Origin of the sequence: Paenibacillus sp. FSL P4-0176 (assembly GCF_037975265.1) — a bacterium.
In the GTDB taxonomy this organism is placed as follows: Bacteria; Bacillota; Bacilli; order Paenibacillales; family Paenibacillaceae; genus Paenibacillus; species Paenibacillus amylolyticus.
This window is the reverse complement of record NZ_CP150242.1, coordinates 2,926,406-2,947,320: the sequence shown is the minus strand read 5'-3', so window position 1 is coordinate 2,947,320 and position 20,915 is coordinate 2,926,406. Positions and strand designations below refer to the sequence as shown.

The following is a 20,915-nucleotide window of genomic DNA, read 5'->3' as shown; positions in this document are numbered from 1 at the left end:
CCACGTCAAATTACATAATCTAAAGTTATATTATCATACATAATATATATTTTATTTATATATCTGCTCCATTTATAGTTGAAATATGAAATCCAATACAAGGAACAAGGAACAAGGAAAGGAACATGTGAACATGAAAAATATAAATACGACGAACCTACAGCATACCTGGACTCAAGTCGACGACTACATGAATGATCTGCTGATTCCGTCAGATTCCCTGCTGGAACATACACTGCAAAGCAATACCGAAGCTGGACTCCCTGCTCATGACGTAACACCGAATCAAGGAAAGTTACTTCAGCTCATGCTGCAAATCCAAGGCGCATCCCGTGTACTTGAAATCGGCACTTTGGGTGGATACAGTACCATCTGGATGGCAAGAGCGCTGCCTGAACACGGACGCATCGTCTCACTGGAATCCGAATCACACCATGCAGACTTGGCCCGGGCCAATCTCACACGAGCAGGACTGATGCACAAGGTTGACCTGAGAGTTGGTCCTGCCCTAACCACCCTTCCCGATGTTCAGGAAGAATACAGGGAACCGTTTGATATGATCTTCATCGATGCTGACAAACCGAGTAATCCCGATTATCTGAGATGGGCCCTGCGACTGACTCGGCCGGGGAGTCTTATTATTGGTGATAATATCGTCAGGGACGGTGAAGTGATCCGCACAGACAGCACAGACCCCAGAGTTCAGGGCGTTCGATCATTCCTGCAGTTGATCGCGGATCACCCTCGACTTGAAGCTACAGCACTGCAAACGGTCGGTAGCAAAGGTTACGATGGATTCGTCATTGCTCGTGTGATTGATGCCCCTGAACCAAAATAAACAGTGGTCAATTCTTCCGCAAATTCCCCTTTCCTGTTAAACTGGAATCACTGCACAGGCAGACTGGGGGGAACCACTTGAGAGTTTTACAACATATTAATGATGAAATTCGCGGCTGGTCCCGCAATATTCAACTGTTTTTCCTGGCTAGCATTCTGTATCAGATCGGAAATGGTATGTTCTCTGTCTTGTATAATCTGTACATTCAGGGTCTGGGCTATAATGATACAATGAACGGCCAAATTGTAAGTATTCAATCACTCGCAACAGCCATTATGTTTGTTCCTATCGGTCTATGCGGTGATCTGTTCAGCCGCAAGCGATTACTCATTACCGGGGCGTTATTCAGCGGAATCTTTCTGATCGGACGCTCCTTCGATTATTCGGCTACAGGACTGATCTGGTTCGCGGTATTCTCTGGCCTTTTCGCTGGAGTATTCCAAGTACTGGCCATTCCTTATCTGGCGGAAAACGTCAAGAAAAGCCAGCGGCTGAAGATGTTCAGTTATTATTCATCTCTTGTGCTCGCTTCCCAGGTGCTTGGTAGCCTGGGTGGCGGTGTATTCGCAGATTTGTTACATACGGCAGGACTCGCCAAGGTGACCGGATTGCAGACGGTTTTATTTGTCGGTGGTGCAGCAACACTAGCTGCATTTATTCCACTGTTATTTGTAACCGAAGGCAAGGCTGCTCCGCAGACAACCATTCCGGCGCAACCCGTTCTTCAACCCAATGAGGAGCTAAAAGAAAGTTCAACAAATATCCCAAGCACGGACGATTCGATCACGAAGAAAAAAGATTCCCGACTGATTGGTCAGTTTATAGTGACTCAGTTGTTAATTGGATTAGGTTCCGGACTGGTTGTACCGTATCTGAATCTGTATTTCACCAATCGGTTCTCGGTTTCTCTGAGCGGCATGAGCTTACTGATTGCACTTGGTCAGATTATGACGATTGTATCGATGCTGATTGGTCCTACCTTGGCGGCAAAGGTCGGAAGCGTAAGAGCCGTTGTCATTTTCCAGGTCATGTCGCTGCCCTTCCTTCTATTAACAGGCTTCACCAATCTGTTGTTCATCGCTTCGCTCAGTTTCTTGTTCAGACAAGCATTGATGAACGCAGCCAATCCCATTCATTCAGCCATACTGGTGGATCGGATCTCGGACAAACGCCGCGGCATTGCCAATTCACTGATGCAGACCTCGTTCATGATTGGTTGGGCGACCATGGGACCCGTTCAATCCTATCTGGTCACCACGTACGGAACGTATTGGGGTTATGCGATCACTTTCAGCATCACAGGCTGTCTATACGTTATTTCATCACTGATGTACTTTGTAATGTTCAGAGAACCCAAACCTTCCGCTACGGCTCTCTCAGGATCTTAATGAGTTGAACACTAGCAGTCTGGTTGTTCCGCAGATAACGCAACGTATCTCATCATCAGGAGTGATCACACATGAACATGAATCCTTCATTAAACCTGAATGCATACCTGAATCTCATACCACCTCATTCAACCGGTAGGCTAAACGGATGGAACTGATGCGCAAGCTTGGTTCCCACGTTGTCTTTCGGTTTTTTCTTAGTCTGGGTGTCTCTGTTCTTGGCGGATTGCTGTTCACAGTCATTCATACACCGATCCCGTGGTTGCTCGGGCCAATGGTATTTATGCTGCTTGGCTCCCAAGTCGCCAAATGGCCGCTCATGTGGCCTGCCTCCATTCGGGACTATGGCATTCTGATTGTTGGTTATTCGATTGGACTCACCTTAACTAAAGAGGCACTGCACGGCATTTTGCTACAACTTCCCATGATGCTTCTGATGACCTTGCTGTTAATCGGATTGTGTGTAATTACGGCCTACATCGCTTCAAAGATAACCGACTTTGACTTCCCCTCCCTGCTGGTTGGCAGTATTCCAGGAGGACTATCCCAGATGGTGTCCCTCGCAGAAGAGATGAAATCTATCAATCTGACGCTGGTTACCTTTTTGCAGGTGACTCGGCTGATCATGATTGTCTTCTGTGTTCCGTTCCTGCTATTCAGTCCGTGGTTTGAAGGTACCGCAGGTGGAAGTTTGGATCATCCGTTCATTGACGTAGCAACGTGGGGTACCCTTTTTCCCGAGATTCTTCTCTATGCTCCGCTCTGTGTAGCTGGTGCATGGGTTGCACGCAAACTCCGATTTCCGACGGCCTTTATGCTGGGTCCCATGATTGTCATGTGTGTCGTTCAATTAAGCACAACGATGCATACGCCCAGTCTGCCAACCTCACTCTTAAACGTATCGCAATTGATGATTGGCAGTCACGTTGGACTGATGCTCAAGCCGGAACAGTTGCAACGCAAGACACAGACAGTCACGCTAGCGGTGATGAGTAGTGTACTGCTCATTGTTGGTGCGCTTGGATTGAGTTATCTGTTAATGAATGTGTTCTCCCTCTCCGCGGCAACCTCACTACTCAGTATGGCCCCTGGCGGGATGGATCAGATGAGTATCATGGCACATGAAGTGAATGCCGATCTTTCGGTTGTATCCGGGTATCAATTGTTCCGCATCCTGTTTATCTTTTTCATCGTCTCTTCCGTACTGAAGATGATTCTTGTACATATGTTAAAAGAAAAGAAAGCAGATCCCTCACTTCAATGATCATATTTCGCCCCGATTCCATGACAAAGAGAGTATCCATTTGATGTCACATCCTGCGGATACTCTCTTTTATTTGTACAGACTCATCTTCAACATTTGGCCCTCATTCAATTTTAAGCATAATGATGTCTTATGAATAAATTCGGTTGTACATCCAGCCTACAATGCCCACCGTAACCACTGTTGCCCCAATAATAAATGCATAATAGCCAATCTTACTTTTGGACTCCGAAGTCTGATGGTCATAATAATCCGAGTTACGTCGGTAAAACCCCATCCATAACTCTCCGATCATATTCACTACAACCAATACAAAACGTTTAACAAGCCCCATTGTATTCGCGTCTCCTCTCTCTAATCAACCTTCTTCCCTATTAAGTATAATTATCCCAATTCATTAAAACAACCCACTCATATTACCTTCGGTGCGGTTTCATGCTCCAACCAGTTTAGAATATCAAAGGCTTCTTGGTCGGTGCTACCACACATCTCTTCCTCAGCTTGCAATCCACTGCATACCGCAGGACGATCTTTTTGGCCAAAAATTCCGCAGCGATTATCATCGGTAAGCTGCACACAACGTACACCTGCCGGCTTGCCATGAGCCATGCCCGGTATCGGTGATGATATGGAAATCGCGATACAACATGCGGCACAGCCTGTCCTGCATTCCATACATATTCCCTCCTAATTTTAATACTTATATTACTTACAATACGTGTTCAAAAAGACCGGTTTTCAGTACCAAGAAGATGGGATGAATTCCATCTTCGATACTGATGATGCCATAAGGCATCCTTCGTAATCAAAAGCGGACTTTTTGAACTACCTCTGATATTATGAGCGATTTATCCAGGTCCAGGTTCGAGCCAGCCCCTGAGCAATTCTCCGATTCATGCTTCGATTGGAAAAATACCCCCCATGACTTAGCGGATTCCAACTCATAGCCACGCCGCCAGAGTTCACTTCAATGTCTTCTTTGACCGCTTTCTCATAAGCGGGATCAATGGGGCGTAATGGATAACCCAGAATATCATCCCGATCGTAGAAGTTCACCCACTCCCCTTCCAGCCCAGCATAGTACTGATTCACATGGGAAGAGGGCACCTGAATTGGACAACTAAAGTCATGGTAACGCAAACTCCATAAGGGCAAGGTTGTACCAAAGGAGTAAAAATTGGTCAGCGTATCCCCCCGCTCCAGAGCCGAGTTCACATCCACAACCTCAGGCACACGACTGGAGGGATATTGCAGATCGTAGAAGAAGTTACTGGCGATTACGGCACCCAAACTATGGGCAACCACACAGAGCGGAGCTTCCGGTCCATTACGCTGTGCAAGGGTATGCATCGCCTGATTCAACGTTCGATGTACGGCATCGTAGTTATGGCCTTGATTTTCCACCGGTTGATAAGCAACCGCATCAGCTAGGTAGTGGATGACAAATCGGCGCAACGCCTGAAAGTTCAATCCCGGAGAGCTGACGAGCTGTTGAAAAAGTGCCTCTTCCCGCTCCTCAAATACATCCGCCCAATATACAGGTTCGATATCCAGCATCTGTTTAGTGGCTCCAGGCAAGACCATCACCTTGTCCAATTCCTTATGCAAACAAGCAATCAGCTTGTCCGCGTACCCATCCTTCCGCATACCCAGCCCGTGAATGACCATCACCGCAATACGTGTCATGGCTCTCCTCCTCATCGATTGACTAGGATCTCTTTCTCCACCATATGAACGCCACGACTCGAACATGCCTGAAGCTTGCTTTGTCAGAAGAACCTTTCCAACCACCATTATTTTAAAAATGTGATTCTTCCATTTTATATACAGTTTACCATGATCGTCATGAAAATAACGATCATACAGCAAAAAGGAGCTGCACATCACGCAGCCCCTTCTTGTTGTTGTATTCAATTAACCTTTCAGGTGAACCTTCAACACACCGCTTTGATTAGATGTAACATCACCTGTCGTGACTTCCACCCGCTCAACCATATCCTGACCATCTGGAATGATAATCGGTGTAATCAGCGGGTATCCCGCATCTTCAATTACCTTACGATCAAACTCCAACAGCTTTTGTCCAGCTTTTACATGTTCGCCAGCTTCCACATGCATGTTGAAGCCTTCACCCTTGAGGGATACTGTATTAATCCCGACATGGATCAGAACTTGTAATCCACTCGCGTGTTCAAGAATCACCGCATGTTTACTTTTGATTACATGAGCTACCTGAGCATCGAACGGAGCAACAACAACGTTGCCAGAAGGTTCAATCGCTACACCTTCACCCATCTGTTTCTCGGCAAAAGCCGGATCTGGTACTTGCTCCAGTGACACGGCCTGGCCTGTTAAAGGCGCCATGATTTCCAGTGTATTCACGGCTTCGTCTCCTACTTGAGCTGCACTACGTGTGCGCTGGTTTGGATCTGTTTTTGCAGTTGAAGAGGTAACACCCGAAGCAGACTGCGATGTAGCCGCTTTAGGCTCAGCAACGGTTTCATTGCTTGCACTACGATCTTCTTTTCTCAGTTTGGCTCTGCCAAAAAGGACGGTCAGTACAAACGGTACAACCAAGACAATCGCCATGCCGATGAAGAAAACGCCCCATTTGTCAGGGAAAATCGACAGGAATCCAGGTACACCACCTACACCGATGGAGGTTGCCTGAACATTATTCATCGTCAGCAGCACACCACCAATCGCGGAACCGATCATACCAAAGATAAACGGATAACGGTAACGGATATTCACTCCGAAGATCGCCGGCTCAGTTACCCCGAGGAAGGCCGATACCGAAGACGTTGCCGCAAGTCCTCTCATTTTCTTTTCACGCAGGACAAGCATCATCGCAAGTGCCGCCGAGCCTTGTGCGATATTGGACAATGCCAGCATCGGCCACAGGAACGTACCGCCCTGACTACCAATGAGCTGAACATCCACCGCGAGGAACGTGTGATGCATACCGGTGATAACGAGCAAAGCGTACAGACCACCGTAGATCAGACCACCCAGCGCCGCGTATGAATCGTATACATAGATCAAGCCGGATGTAATTGCATTTGCAATAGCAAATGTAACCGGTCCAATAATCGTAAATGCCAGGAATCCGGTAATCAGCAACGTAACTGGTGCAACGACCAGCAGTTTGATCGAATCATGTACCCTTTTATTCAGGAAAATTTCCATCTTCGCAAGCAGATAGGCCGATACCAGTACTGGCAGAACCTGCCCTTGATAACCAATCTTCTCAATCTCCCAACCGAACAGATTCCATGTTGGCACCGTGCCATTATTCACAGCATCAGCGTAACCATATGCACTCAGCAGATCGGGATGTACCAGAATGAGACCCAGCACGATCCCGAGCAGCGGACTGCCGCCGAACCTTTTTACAGCTGCCCAACCAATTAGAGCCGGCAGGAACGTGAAGGCTGTACTTGCGATTGTATTAATAATGGACGCAAGATCCTTCCAGGCTGGATAAACATCCACCAGTGATTTTCCATCAAAGAAAATGCCTGGGCCTGTCAGAATATTGTTAATCCCGAGCAAAAGACCTGCCGTAATGATTGCAGGCAAGATCGGAATGAAGATATCCGAGAGTGTTTTAATCGCTCGCTGGATTGGATTTTGCTTTTTACCAGCAGCCGCCTTCACATCATCCTTGGAAGAACGATCTCCCCCGGTAATCTGAATCATCTCATCATAGACTTTATCCACCAGACCAGGCCCAATAACGACCTGGAATTGTCCTTGGGAAGAGAACTGTCCTTTGACCAGATCATTCTGATCCAGACTTTCAGTATCCACTTTACTCTCATCGTACAAGGCAAAACGGAGTCGTGTAACACAGTGTGTAGCAGCTTCAATATTCTCTTTGCCACCGACAGCCCGGACGATCTCCTCAACCTGTTTTTTATCGATTGCCATAGTGTCACTTCCTATTTATAAAATGTGATTAGTCCTGTTGTGGCACAAGCCACATATAGGATGCATACGGACTGAGAGAGATTTCCTGCGTCAGCACAGGGGCTGCCTCCGTATTTCCTATGAGTAACTCTGCTGATTTGCCTGCAATGTGATCATTCCAGACCGCTTCCGGAAGCGAGAACGTGACGTCTCGTTTACTGAAGTTGGATACAACAATCAGAGTTTCACTTCCATTGGTCCGTGCGTACGCGAATACATTCGGGTGTGCATCATCCAATCGTTCATACAGACCGTCGATCAGCACGTTAACCTGTTTACGCAGGGCAATTAATTTGCGGTAGTGATAGTAGATCGAATCTGGATCAGCCAGCTGCTGTTCCACGTGAATGGAAGGATACCGCTCATCCACCTTAAGCCAAGGTGTTCCGCTAGTAAATCCGGCGTTCTTACTTCCATTCCATTGCATCGGTGTCCGAGAGTTGTCCCGGGAACGCTCTTTTACAATGTTGAATGCTTCTTCAGCGGATTTGCCTCGTTCTTCCTGAAGCAAACGGTACATATTCGTTGATTCGATATCGCGGAACTCGCTAACGTCATTCCAGACCGGATTCGGCATGCCGATCTCTTCTCCCTGGTAGACATAAGGTGTACCTTGCATGCCGTGTATCGTTGTTGCAAGCATCTTCGCACTCTCGGCATGATAGTCACCATCATCGGCGAATCTGGACAGTGCCCGAGGCTGATCATGGTTATTAAGGAACAGCGCGTTCCAGCCACCACCAGCTTGCATGCCTGTCTGCCACTCACTAAAGAGCTGCTTCATCGCTTCGAAATCATACGGCATCAGTTCCCACTTCTGACCATTCGGATAATCCACTTTCAGGTGATGGAAGTTAAACGTCATCGAAAACTCCCGGGAAGCCGGGTTCGAATATTGGATACAATGTTCCAGTGTTGTGGAGGACATTTCCCCTACGGTCACCATGTTGTAAGGCCCGAATACTTCATCGTACATCTCGGTGATGTACTCATGCACACGCGGTCCATCCGTGTAGTATTTGCGTCCATCACCCGGTGACACGCTACCATCATCATCAGGGAACCGCTGGTCTTTGGAGATCAGGTTGATCACGTCCATACGGAAACCATCCACACCTTTTTCGGCCCAGAACTTGATCATATCCCGTACAGCTTTGCGTACTTCTTCATTCTCCCAATTGAGATCTGCCTGCGTTTTATCAAATAAAGTCAGGAAATATTGTCCCGTCTGTTCATCGAACTGCCAAGCAGGCCCACCGAACTTGGATTGCCAGTTGTTTGGCACACCGCCATCCGGAGCAGGATCTTTCCAAATATAATAATCCCGATACGGATTATCCTTGGAAGAACGGGATTGCTGGAACCACTCATGATCGGTCGAGGAGTGATTCACCACGATATCAATCATCAGTTTCATATCACGAGCCTTCAGACCTTTCAGCAGTTCGTCAAAATCCTCCATCGTTCCATAATCCGGATTAATCCGGTAATAGTCCGCTACGTCATACCCATTATCATGCTGCGGAGATACATATACCGGCTGCAACCACACAATATCGATACCCAGATGCTGCAAATAATCAAGCTTCTCGGTTAATCCACGAATATCTCCAGTACCCGATCCGGTTGTATCATTAAAACTCTTCGGATATACCTGATACACCGTTGATGTCTTCCACCAAGATGACGGAGTTGTGTTATTAGAACTCATGTTAACGCCTCCAATAAATTGTAATGCTCTTATGTGATGTTCTCGGCTAACTTCATATCTATATTACATAAGTAAACATGTATATACAAGTTGAAACTATAATATGTATATTCTCCGCCTCTTCTACACATTCCCCATAAATCTTTCCTCTGTAACATTTATTTTGGAACCTGCGTTCGTGAACCCAATGATATCTGTATTGAGACAACAAGAAACCGTCTGTTCTTCCCACCATTGGTGCGGGCAACAGACGGTCTAATTTGGTTGAACTTGGTTGAACTTTTTAAATGTATTCTACTGTTTTTTACTGTTGTAATGGATTGTTATTATAAAGTTGCTGTCACTTGACTTCATCACCACAGCGGAGACACGCCTCTTACGACATCTCTGGTGAAACAACGGCTTTCCCTTGTTTTTCCTGCATATTCAACTTCAATAAAGATAGTGCAGCTTGCTCTTCCCTTTCCAGTTCAGCGGCACTGATCTCACCAGAGAGTACGGCACGCATTCGCTTTTGATCCAGCAGACCTTCCCATTTTGCCACCACAAATGCTGCGACACAGTTGCCCATCAAGTTGGTGAATACACGCATTGTATCCATGAATCGATCTGCACCAAGCAGCAGAGCAACCGCTGCTACCGGAAAAGCATTGACAGCCACTGCCGTTGCGGACAGGGCCAAGAATGCGGAGCCAGGTACTACTGCCATGCCTTTGGAACTTAACATCAACACCAGCAAAATCGTAATCTGCTGCATCAATGTCAGTTCAATCCCTACGGCCTGAGCAACAAAAACCGTTGCCAAGGATAAATAGATCGAAGCGCCATCCAGATTAAACGAGTACCCCGTCGGCACTACAAGACCCACAACCGCACGATCACAACCCGCCTTGGTTAGTTTGTCCATCATGCGTGGCATCACCACTTCTGATGATCCGGTTCCAATCGCCAGCATCACTTCAGAACGGGTATATTTCACAAATTGCAGGAAATTTAGCCCGGTAATCCACCAGGCAGCCAATGCCAACATGACCAAAAACAGCAGTGCTGCGCCGTAACAGGCCAGAATCAGCAGACCAAAGGACGACAATGTGGAAGCCCCATAAGCACCTACCGTGTAAGCCATGGCTCCAAATGCACCAATTGGTGCGAGTTTCATGATATAACCGATGATACGAAACACAATGCCGAGCAAGTTCTCAATCAGCGTCAGTACATTCTCTTTTGCCTTACTCTCTGTTGCTGCCAGGGCAACCCCGAACAGGCATGCCACGAGCAATACTTGCAGAAGTGCATTTTGTGCAAAGGCATCTACAACACTTGTCGGAATAATATTCATGATAAAGTCTACCGTATGCGGTAACTCGGAACCATTGGTTTTTGCTTCAATGCCGCTTGCATCTATGGTTGAAGGGTCCACGTTCATTCCGGCACCGGGGCGAAGCAGATTGGCTGTTCCCAATCCAAGTACCAGTGCCACTGTAGTTGCAATCTCGAACCACACGATGGCTTTCAGCCCGATGCGACCTACCGACTTCAGATCACCGATCTTGGCAATACCTGTTACAATCACCATGAAAATCAGTGGTGCGATGATCATCTTGATCAATTTGATGAAACCTGTTCCGAGCGGTTGCAGCAGGCTACCCAGATCCGGCCACAGGATGCCTACGCCAATCCCGATGATTACCGCTACAATAATTTGAAAAAATAATGATTTCATAAATGACATGAACGCTCCCCCTGTTTGCGGTCAATTCGGATTTCCGTTTGGTTTCCGTGTAACTTTTTATATCATTCTAAAAGGGAGTTCAACAATGGAATTTCAATTTTTTTGTCATTTGTACCAACTCTATTGGTGAAAATTGAACCTAAAACCGAAAAAAGACGAATACCGCGTCAGTTATCTTGACGTGATATTCGTCTTTTTCCATAAATCCATTTATTATTGAACAGCGGTTAAATGTGCATCACAGGGTAATCGATTCTCCCGGGGCTAGCACACGTCCTTCCAACCCTTTTGCAGCAAGTTGCTGCACGAAGTGTTCCGCATCCTGACGAATTACCGGGAACGTATCATAATGAACCGGAATCGTCAGTTTGGCATTAAACCATTCGGCCGCTTGCAGCGCATCCTCAGGTCCCATGGTGAAATGTCCACCAATCGGCAAGAAAGCTACATCAATATCATGACGATCACCGATCATTTTCATATCCCAGAAGAGACTTGTGTCTCCGGCATGCAAAATCGTTTTACCACCAATATTAATGATATATCCAGCAGGCAACCCTGCATACATGATCCGTTGTTCTTCTTCGAGCACAATCCCGGAAGTATGGAACGCCTGAATCATTTTAGCTTGAGCAAATTCAAGATCTACCGTTCCGCCCATGTTCATGCCGAGTGTATCCAGACCCTTCCAAGACATATATGTAGCCAATTCAACAATAGCCACAACTTTGGCGTTATTTGCTTTGGCAATAGGTTCAGCATCGAGGATGTGATCCATATGTGCATGTGTCAGCAACACAACATCTGTCTTAATATCTTCAGGCTTCGTGACGGCAAGCTCGTTGCCACGCAGGAAGGGATCAATGATCAGAGACTTTTCTTCTGTGCCCAGCTGTACACTGGAGTGACCGTGGAACGTAATATTCAACAATTTGGATTCCTCCCGACATATGTTTTATTATTTTGAAAACCACTATATATTATAAATCATACCTCTTCACCAACGCAAAATCACGCTAGCCTCCGTGTCACCGCTGCTTACGATATACTCTTGCTTCATACGGCTGAAGCTGAATCGCACCTTCATCGGTAGAATAACGTCTGCTCACATTGCTGATGATCAGCTTGGCATGCTCGGAAGTCCAACCTTCCGGCCAGTGCATCTCAGGTTCATGCCCACGGAAATTCAGAATGACCAGCATCTGCTCATCTTCCAGCGTTCGGGTATAGGCATAGATATCCGGATCATCCGGTAGCAGCAGTTCATACGCACCATAGATAAGTACTTTATGTTGTTTGCGAAGGGCAATTAACTTACGGTAATAATGCAAAATGGATTGCGGATCACTTTCGGCATCAGCCACATTAATCTCAGGATAATTATCATTCACCTGAATCCACGGCTGACCCTGGGTAAACCCTGCATGTTCCGTCTCATCCCATTGCATCGGCGTGCGGGCATTATCGCGACTCTTCAGCCAGATCGCCTGCATAACTTCATGCTTTGATTTACCTTGACCAATGTAATGATTGAAATAATTTTTGGTCTCGATGTCCCGGTATTGTTCGATATTCGGGAAAGCGACATTGGTCATGCCGATCTCTTCTCCTTGATAGATGTAGGGGGTCCCTTCGAGTGTAAGCATCCATGTCGCCAGCATCTGAGCAGAACGCACCCGATATTTACCATCATCACCAAAACGGGAAACCGGACGTGGCTGGTCATGGTTGCCCATATAATTGGCGTTCCAGCCTCTACCATGCAAAACCGTTTGCCACCGGCTCATGATTTCTTTGAGATCGGTCAATTTCCATTCCTTATAGTTCCACTTACCAATTCCGGAGGATTTAGCATCAATGAACATATGCTCAAACTGGAATACCATATTAAGCTCGTCACGATCCGTGCCCACATAAGCCAAGGCCTGCTCAGGTCCAAGTCCTGAAGTCTCGCCAACTGTCATGGGTCCGTAGGGTTTCAGGATCATGTTATTCAGTTTCTTCAAGATCGAGTGTACCTGTTCCAAGTTGGAAAAGAGCTGATACGCTGGAACCACCGGCAGATTATCCGGATTGTGGGCACTTGGCAGCCCCTCTGCCTTGGCGATATGCGCCACTGCATCGAAACGGAATCCGTCGACCCCTTTTTCCAGCCACCAATGCACCATCTCATACATCTCTTCTGCCATCTGTGCATTGTTCCAGTTGAGATCCGGTTGCTGTTCGGAATACAGATGCAGATAATATTCATTTGTCTCGGGATCATGCTTCCACACTGAACCCCCAAAATAGGACTCCCAATTATTCGGCACCTGTCCATTTTTGCCTGAACGCCAAATATAATAGTCCCGCTTTGGATTCATCTTTGATGAACGTGATTCGGCAAACCACGCATGTTCATCTGACGTATGATTCAGCACCAGGTCCATCATGATCTTGAGACCACGCTTGTGGGCCTCTGCCAATAATCGATCAAAATCCTCCATCGTGCCATACTTGCGTAAAATGCCGTAATAATCCCGGATATCATATCCGTTATCATGTCCTGGTGAATCGTAAATGGGACAGAGCCAGATCACATCTACGCCCAAATTCTCCAAATAATCGAGTTTCTCATAGATCCCCTGCAAGTCGCCATATCCATCTCCGTCCGAATCCTTAAAGCTGCTCGGGTAAATCTGGTATACCACACTCTCTTTCCACCAAACGATATCGCCCACCTCGCTCTCATCATTGTTCAATATATAAATTGAACTAAAGAATATTTACACTGGACACTCCGATGACAGAACAACCTTCCGATCGCTGTTATCCCCAGATTTTATGAATTCCCCTTATAAGGGGAAAATCCGGTGATAAAGGCGAACGCTTTCGCTTCTTCAGGTTATTTCTGTCCTCTCCGTTTCGTGTAAATGTTTAGTTAAATTTATATATAAACTCTGCTCACGATATAAATAAGCCGTTAATATGTTTTATCCGAAATGATTCCCTTGTAAACATTTGAAAGGTATCTTATGCAAGAAGACCCGGTCATGGACCGCGATCTGCGGTTCAATTCCGAGTCTTTTTTTGTGAATATAAGACTAACTTAAATCCAGCGTAACCTATCCAGGCACCGATCGTGTTCAGAATAATGTCATCCACATCAAACGAACCTACACGTGTAATCAATTGTGTGACCTCAACACCCAGCAGAAGCAAAACAACTGTAGATGTAAAGGTCAGGAACGTACGACTCCTCCGAAACAACCATGGAATCCAGATACCCAGCGGAATGAACAATACGATATTGCCAAACAGGTTTTTCACCCAGGTATCTGTATTGTACCTCTCCCTCTCCATAAGAAGTGGACGAATCGTCTCGAAGGGTACGAGATTATATTGATAATACATGCCTGGTGTTCGACCACTGACAAACAGTAAAATGCCCATAATCAGTATGTAGAGCGCTGCCATGCAAGCAACAATGGTCAGCATCCACTTGGAGTGGAGCCACGACTTTTCGCTCATTCATCTGTCCTCCGACCTTGAATTCCGCGAAGCGGTAAGGTCTATTTTAACGGGATATATATCTTCATGTCCAGTTGTTCAGGGGTCGATTTCCAGACATCCGTCACTTCAAAGTCTGGTCCTTCCCTCCGTTCATAGTTCGACTGCGGCAACCAGCTGCCATAGATCATTTTCCGAATATCCTGCCCGGAGCCTTCCACGGTGAACTCTGCATACAAGCCGCCCGGAATTTCAATCGAAGTAAAACCGGGTTCAAGTACCTGCGATGCTCCACTGCTTTCTTCACCCACAATAAAAGAAAATGCTCCATCCTCTTCAAAATGACAGGCCACACCATAAGCCATATCAGGGCGTGTCCTCTCCTGGATCGCCATGAATTTCTGTTCCATGCCAAAATCGTGATAAAATCCGGGTATTTCAGCATAATGCTGATTGTCATTCAGGTTGGTCTTATATTCATAGCCGACAATCCAGTTCGGTTCCCGTGTGACCAGACGGGGTGTGTTCATGTGAAAAGTTCCACCAAGCGAAGTTCGATAATCGTTAAAATCAATGCTCTGTTGCATCTTCAGAAGAGGCAACTGATCCACTTCCAGCTTACGTAGCTTCGCCGGTGTCATTCCAAAGTAGGCTGAAAATGCACGGGTAAATGCCTCTTGAGATTGATAGCCAAAGCTCATCGCAATGTCCAGTATGCCTTCCGATGTGCCTCGCAGCATCCCTACAGCTTCCGTTAATCTGCGTCTGCGCACGTACTCCAGTACCGTGAATCCCGTGATCGCCTGAAATAAACGCTGAAAATGAAACGCCGAAAAGCTCGCAGCAGCGGACGTCTCTCTGATATTAAAATCATCTTGCAAATGCTGTTCCAAATACTCAATAGCAAGCTGAATTCGTGTGTAATGATCCATAGTGACGGCTCCCCTATCTAATTCAAAATATCAAACAATTTCTTATGTAGTATGACTGAGATCCAGATCTTTTTTTTGATTTTGTGTGCGAACTTGTATGATTAAAAATACGCAAGTTTCGCTTATCTTCAAGTTGAATGACACTATGATACACTGTATGCCAAAATCCCCTTGTTCTACAAGGAGATGCTCTCTACGCTGGTTGATTTACCAACAGAGATAGCTCTTGTGAACAAGGGGACTTGTTTGTTTAACAATCTATTCTTAACCTTTCCAGTTCCCGGACACGGGATGAATACCCCAGATATCTGTCGCATACTCACTAATGGTACGATCACTGGAGAATATGCCGGAATGTGCCGTGTTTAATATCGCTTTCCGAGTCCAGCCCGGAATATCCCGATACGCCTGGTCAATCGCAGCATGCGCGTCGGCATAAGCAGCAAAATCACGCAATACAAAGTATTCGTCACCATGGGCCAGTAAGGAGTCATAAATATCCCAGAACTCCCCGTCACGATAACAGAATGCACCTGGATGCACCAGTTGCTCCACGACCTCGCGAATGCGTTCATCGTGCTGCACAATCTCATTCGGACGATAGCTGCCGGAACGATAATACTCAAGCACTTCGTCTGCACGCAGACCATAAATGAACATATTTTCTTCCCCAACCTGCTCCGCCATCTCCACGTTGGCTCCATCCATCGTGCCAATCGTTAAAGCACCGTTCATCATAAATTTCATGTTGCCCGTACCGGAAGCTTCCTTACCTGCGGTTGAGATCTGTTCACTAACATCCGCAGCGGGAATGATCTTCTCTGCAAGAGAGACGGAATAATTTTCGAGGAAAAATACCTTCAAGCGGTCATTCACGGCCGCATCCCGATTCACCGTGTCAGCCACGTTGTTAATCAGCTTGATAATTTTCTTGGCAAAATAATAACTCGGCGCTGCCTTGGCACCAAAGATGAACGTACGTGGTACCATATCAAACGAAGCATCATTCTTAAGCCGGTTATACAGATGCATAACATGCAGAATGTTCAACAGTTGACGTTTGTACCCATGTAGTCTCTTCACCTGTACATCAAAGATGGAATCCGGATTCACTGCTGTCCCGGTATGATCCAGAATATACGCAGCAAGCCGCTCTTTGTTATCCCGCTTAATTGAACGGAACTGCTCCTGGAATGATGTATTATCCGCAAAACCAGCCAACTGGTCCAGCTTGCCCGGCTCTGTTATCCATTCGTTACCGATTGTATCCGTGATGAGATCCGACAGTTTCGGATTGGCATGCATCAACCAGCGGCGATGGGTGATACCATTGGTTTTGTTATTGAAACGCTCTGGATACAGTTCATAGAACGGAGCCATCTCGCGCTCTTTCAAAATCTCGGTGTGCAGAGCAGCAACACCATTCACGCTATGACTGCCTACAATCGCCAGATGTGCCATCCGTACCTGATCGTTTGCAACAATAGCCAAATGCCCTATGCGATCCTGATCTCCCGGATACCGGTCCAGCAGCATGCCACAGAAGCGTTTGTTGATCTCTTCAATGATCATATAGATTCGTGGCAACAACCTACTGATCATGGATACAGGCCACTTCTCAAGCGCCTCACTAAGCGTTGTATGATTGGTATACGATACAGTACGGGTTGTGATATCCCATGCTTCATCCCAGCCGTAACCCTTCACATCAATCAGGATGCGCATCAGTTCTGGAATAACCAAGGTTGGATGCGTGTCATTAATGTGGAAGGCCACTTTATCAGGCAAACGATCATACGGTAGCTCCAGCTTGTTGAACGTACGCAAGGCGCTCTGTACACCTGCTGAGCACATGAAGTATTGCTGCTTCAAGCGCAGCAGCTTTCCTTCGTACTGGGAATCGTCCGGATACAGGAACTCCGAGATTGATTCAACCGATCGGCTATAATCCAGATAACCGTAGTAGTTCGAAGGGGTGTCGAGTGAAGTCTCGCGCTTTGGCTCGGCACTCCAGAGACGCAATGTATTCACATGGGTTTGACCATAACCGATGACAGGCACGTCATAGGGAATGGCGACAACCGATTCGGCATCTTTTGTAACAAACTGATATTCTCCATCCTGCTCATGAGCTTCTACTCGGCCCCAGAACTGTACTTCCACCTTTTTGTCTGGACGGCGGACTTCCCATTCATTGCCCTTATCCAGCCAATTGTCGGGTAACTCTACCTGATTACCATTGATGATTTTTTGCTCAAACAACCCGTATTTATATCGAATCCCGCAACCATGTCCTGCATATCGTAGTGATGCGAGTGAATCCAGGAAACAAGCAGCGAGTCGTCCCAGACCTCCATTACCGAGTCCTGCATCCGCCTCCTGTTCTTCTATCTCTTCCAAGGAGAAGCCCAGCTCAGCTAAACTGTCACGCACCAATTCCAATTCATTCACATTCAACAGATTGTTGCCGAGCAGACGTCCAATCAGGAATTCCAGCGAGAAGTAATAGACCTGTTTATCCTGGCGCTGCTTGAACCCCTGATTCGACGCTGCCCAATCCTGGCCTGCATATTCACGAATCATGCTTCCCAGTACATGGTACACGTCTTCCTGTGTTGCTTCTTCAATCGGTTTGCCCAATTTGCTGACCAGATTCCGTGTAAAGATACTCTTGAACGTTTCCTTGTTGTCAAACAAAAGTAGGTTCCTCCCGGGGAAATCCTGCAGGATGGTGGCGGTTCATACACTCTGTTGCTCAACATTGTGCAAAGTGGCCGTTACGGTTACGAATCGTTCTTATGATCGCTGTTACCCCTGTATTTTCTTGAATTTATTATTTAGATGTGAAAATACAGTGATAAAGGCGAGCGCTTCGCTTCTTCAGAATCGATTTCGTCCCCTCCACTACGTTTGCACGTATGAAGGAGCTCTAACAGTGGCACCCGATGCTTAGTAAGTGTATGAACCTAAAATCCATCCTACAGGATTTTTATTTTATATATATTTATAGAAGATATCGGTTACGTGGGGGCATTAGATAATAGTACTTTTCGCTAAAATGTATGGATTCGACGGGTCGCCGATCAGCGTCTGTCCTCCGGTCAGCTTCACGTCTTTATCGAGAATGACATTCTCAAGTACCGTCCCCTCACCAATGTAACATTTCTGCATGATGATGGAACCTTTTATTTTGGCACCCTTGGCCACCTGTACCCCACGGAACAGAATGCTGTCCTCCACCTCTCCACCAACAATGCAGCCATTCGCGAGAAGTGAATGTTTAACATCTGCGGTATCCAGGTATTTGGCAGGCGCTTCGTATTTAATTTTGGTCTGGATCGGATCTTCCTTGAAAAGTTGTTCATATTGCCCTGTGTTCAGCAGATCCATACTGTTGCGATAATAACTGTCAATGGAATTGATGACTGCGTGATAGCCATCATATGCATACGCAGCGATATTCAATCCATCCGGATTTTTTTGAATCACATCCCGGAAGAAATGGCTCTCGCCATGATCGATGCAGCGTTGCACCTGGCGCAAGAACAATTCTTTTTCCATGATGAAAATTTCTGTATATATATTCGGGTGATTAGCGCTTTGGTGAATGTCCACCACGTTACCGTCCCCGTCATGTTCAACTTTGACACAGGCGTCATGTTCAGGCAGCAGCTGATCTACTTTTTTGCAGACCAGTGTAACGTCCGCTCCTTTACTGATGTGATACCTGTAGACATCCTGGAGGTCTGCTTTGGTCACATGGCGACTGCCCGCATGCACAACATATTGTCCTGCCCCTCTGTGGAAAAAGTCCAAATTGTTATGGAAATGCTGCAAATCCCCTTGTGATGTATCTGTTGGATCGTTCCAGTCTGGTGGCAAAATAAACATGCCCCCATGCTTGCGATCCAAATCCCAAGGTTTACCGTCACCAAGATGGTCCATCAACGAGCGATATTTTCGCCGTACAAATACACCAATACTCTCAATGCCTGCATTCATCATATTGGATAGAACAAAATCGATCAGACGGTAACGTCCGGCATAAGGCACCGCGGCTCCGCAGCGAAAATACGTCAATTCCTTCAATTCTTCAAGTTCATGGTCAAGGTTAATAACTCCGATCAATTGTTTCATCGCATGCACCGTCCTTTTGACTTCAATTAGGCCTTGCTGGTTATTCCTTGGCGAAGCTGACGTTCCAGTTCTTCCTGATCCACGAGCAATATATCACTCTCATCTTCCGGTGCAGGCGAAATCTGTGTTCCATCCGGAATAACCAATCCTTCTGCGATAATAGCTCGGTAAATGCGCACATTTTGCCCGATTTTCACTCTTGGCATGATCACCGAATCGATGACCGCACTGTTCTCACCAACTTCAATTCCATAGAACAGAACAGAATGATTGACCTCACCATGCACTACAGTACCTTCACTAATAATACAATTCCGCACCTTTCCCGAAGGTGAGATATATTGTGCAGGTTGGTTTGGATTACGTGTGAAAATACGCCAGTCCGGATCATTCAGATTAAACGGTGTGTCTTCGTCCAAAAGGTCCATATTGGATTCCCACAGACTGCGAATGGTACCAACGTCTTTCCAATAACCTTCAAATGGATACGCATATAAGGATTTTTCATTTTCAAGCAATAAAGGAATAATATCTTTACCAAAATCATAGGAGGTGGATGCCTGTTGTTCATCCTGGATCAGGAAACGTTTCAGTACATCCCACTTGAAGAGATAGATACCCATGGAAGCCAGTGTGCTCTTGGGCTCAGGAGGTTTTTCTTCAAATTCATAGATGCTATAGTCATCGTTGGTGTTCAGCACTCCGAACCGGCTGGCTTCTTCCAATGAGACATCAATGACCGATATGGTGCAATCCGCATCTTTTTCTTTGTGATACTGGAGCATTTTTTCGTAGTCCATCTTATAGATATGATCCCCTGACAGAATGAGCACATGCTCAGGATCGAATTGTTCAATAAAGTTCAGGTTGCGGAAGATCGCATCCGCTGTACCCCGGTACCAGTTGCTACCGTCTTCACGTTCATGTGGAGGAAGTACATATACCCCGCCGTTTTTCCGATCCAGATCCCAGTCACTGCCAATGCCAATATAGGAATGTAAGACAAGTGGTTCATATTGGGTCAATACACCCACTGTATCAATACCAGAATTAGAGCAGTTACTCAGCGGAAAATCAATGATTCGGTACGTGCCGCCAAAATATACAGCTGGCTTAGCCAGTGATTTGGTCAATCCTTTTAACCTCTTACCTTGCCCTCCGGCAAGTAGCATCGCTACAACTTCTTTTTTCGCCATCATTACAGCCTCCTCCACGTGCATTCGTTCTGATTCATTTCAGAGCCCATAATCGATATTCTGTTGTGTGGACACTGTTGTCTTGATTAGGAGCTTGCTGTACAGATGTGTAACCGGTGAATCTTTGTTTCAGTTGAACTTCTTGGATTGTAAAGCCTGAATAGAGATGATGCTGGTGTAGAATTGCTTGACTGTCTTACAGAGGTGAATGTTAGATGCAGAACTTAAGGTGTAGCTCGTGAACAATGAAATAGTC

16 protein-coding genes are annotated in these 20,915 nt (G+C 46.3%); 3 read left to right on the top strand and 13 right to left on the bottom strand.

What is annotated here, in order from left to right; all coding sequences use genetic code 11:
• The first annotated feature begins 133 nt into the window (after window positions 1–133).
• The 3 genes from MKY95_RS13675 (at window position 134) to MKY95_RS13665 (ending at window position 3,490) form a co-directional block, all read left to right on the top strand.
• Window positions 134–838: an O-methyltransferase gene (locus MKY95_RS13675; RefSeq protein ID WP_051449713.1), complete on the top strand. Its 705-nt coding sequence runs from the start codon at window positions 134–136 to the stop codon at window positions 836–838.
• A 77-nt stretch (window positions 839–915) separates the two neighbouring features.
• Window positions 916–2,226 carry an MFS transporter gene (locus MKY95_RS13670; RefSeq protein WP_036670625.1) on the top strand — a complete coding sequence of 437 codons (1,311 nt, stop codon included), beginning with the start codon at window positions 916–918 and terminating at the stop codon, window positions 2,224–2,226.
• A gap of 148 nt (window positions 2,227–2,374) precedes the next feature.
• A complete protein-coding gene (locus MKY95_RS13665) occupies window positions 2,375–3,490 on the top strand; it encodes an AbrB family transcriptional regulator (RefSeq protein ID WP_235193798.1) in 1,116 nt (371 codons plus the stop codon).
• 130 nt (window positions 3,491–3,620) lie between these two features.
• On the opposite strand, the gene MKY95_RS13660 is transcribed toward MKY95_RS13665, so the two are convergent.
• From MKY95_RS13660 to MKY95_RS13600, 13 genes are all read right to left on the bottom strand, one after another.
• Entirely contained in the window at window positions 3,621–3,824 is a 204-nt protein-coding gene (locus tag MKY95_RS13660) for a hypothetical protein (protein WP_017688872.1), read from the bottom strand.
• A 77-nt stretch (window positions 3,825–3,901) separates the two neighbouring features.
• Window positions 3,902–4,165 (bottom strand): zinc/iron-chelating domain-containing protein, encoded by a 264-nt coding sequence (locus MKY95_RS13655; RefSeq protein ID WP_036670624.1) that lies wholly within the window; start codon window positions 4,163–4,165, stop codon window positions 3,902–3,904.
• 162 nt (window positions 4,166–4,327) lie between these two features.
• Window positions 4,328–5,176 (bottom strand): hypothetical protein, encoded by an 849-nt coding sequence (locus MKY95_RS13650; protein WP_036670623.1) that lies wholly within the window; start codon window positions 5,174–5,176, stop codon window positions 4,328–4,330.
• Between the two features lie 228 nt (window positions 5,177–5,404).
• Window positions 5,405–7,423, bottom strand: a complete 2,019-nt coding sequence (gene treP, locus MKY95_RS13645; RefSeq protein ID WP_036670622.1) for a PTS system trehalose-specific EIIBC component — start codon at window positions 7,421–7,423, stop codon at window positions 5,405–5,407.
• 28 nt (window positions 7,424–7,451) lie between these two features.
• Window positions 7,452–9,173, bottom strand: coding sequence for an alpha,alpha-phosphotrehalase (gene treC, locus MKY95_RS13640; protein ID WP_036670620.1), 1,722 nt, complete (start codon window positions 9,171–9,173; stop codon window positions 7,452–7,454).
• 376 nt (window positions 9,174–9,549) lie between these two features.
• A complete protein-coding gene (gene dctA / locus MKY95_RS13635) occupies window positions 9,550–10,905 on the bottom strand; it encodes a C4-dicarboxylate transporter DctA (RefSeq protein WP_339199228.1) in 1,356 nt (451 codons plus the stop codon).
• Window positions 10,906–11,143: 238 nt separating this feature from the next.
• Entirely contained in the window at window positions 11,144–11,836 is a 693-nt protein-coding gene (locus MKY95_RS13630; RefSeq protein ID WP_036670618.1) for a metal-dependent hydrolase, read from the bottom strand.
• Between the two features lie 97 nt (window positions 11,837–11,933).
• A complete protein-coding gene (locus MKY95_RS13625) occupies window positions 11,934–13,625 on the bottom strand; it encodes an alpha-glucosidase (protein ID WP_143781014.1) in 1,692 nt (563 codons plus the stop codon).
• A gap of 331 nt (window positions 13,626–13,956) precedes the next feature.
• The gene (locus MKY95_RS13620) at window positions 13,957–14,415 is read right to left on the bottom strand and encodes a VanZ family protein (RefSeq protein WP_339199225.1); all 459 of its coding nucleotides are present in this window, start codon (window positions 14,413–14,415) and stop codon (window positions 13,957–13,959) included.
• Between the two features lie 41 nt (window positions 14,416–14,456).
• Window positions 14,457–15,326 carry an effector binding domain-containing protein gene (locus MKY95_RS13615; protein ID WP_036608761.1) on the bottom strand — a complete coding sequence of 290 codons (870 nt, stop codon included), beginning with the start codon at window positions 15,324–15,326 and terminating at the stop codon, window positions 14,457–14,459.
• A gap of 264 nt (window positions 15,327–15,590) precedes the next feature.
• A complete protein-coding gene (locus MKY95_RS13610) occupies window positions 15,591–18,023 on the bottom strand; it encodes a glycogen/starch/alpha-glucan phosphorylase (RefSeq protein ID WP_036608763.1) in 2,433 nt (810 codons plus the stop codon).
• A 336-nt stretch (window positions 18,024–18,359) separates the two neighbouring features.
• Window positions 18,360–19,463, bottom strand: coding sequence for a glucose-1-phosphate adenylyltransferase subunit GlgD (glgD, locus tag MKY95_RS13605; RefSeq protein WP_036608765.1), 1,104 nt, complete (start codon window positions 19,461–19,463; stop codon window positions 18,360–18,362).
• A 26-nt stretch (window positions 19,464–19,489) separates the two neighbouring features.
• Complete coding sequence (locus tag MKY95_RS13600; RefSeq protein ID WP_036608767.1) at window positions 19,490–20,659, bottom strand: glucose-1-phosphate adenylyltransferase; 1,170 nt, start codon at window positions 20,657–20,659, stop codon at window positions 19,490–19,492.
• Between the last annotated feature and the right edge of the window lie 256 nt (window positions 20,660–20,915).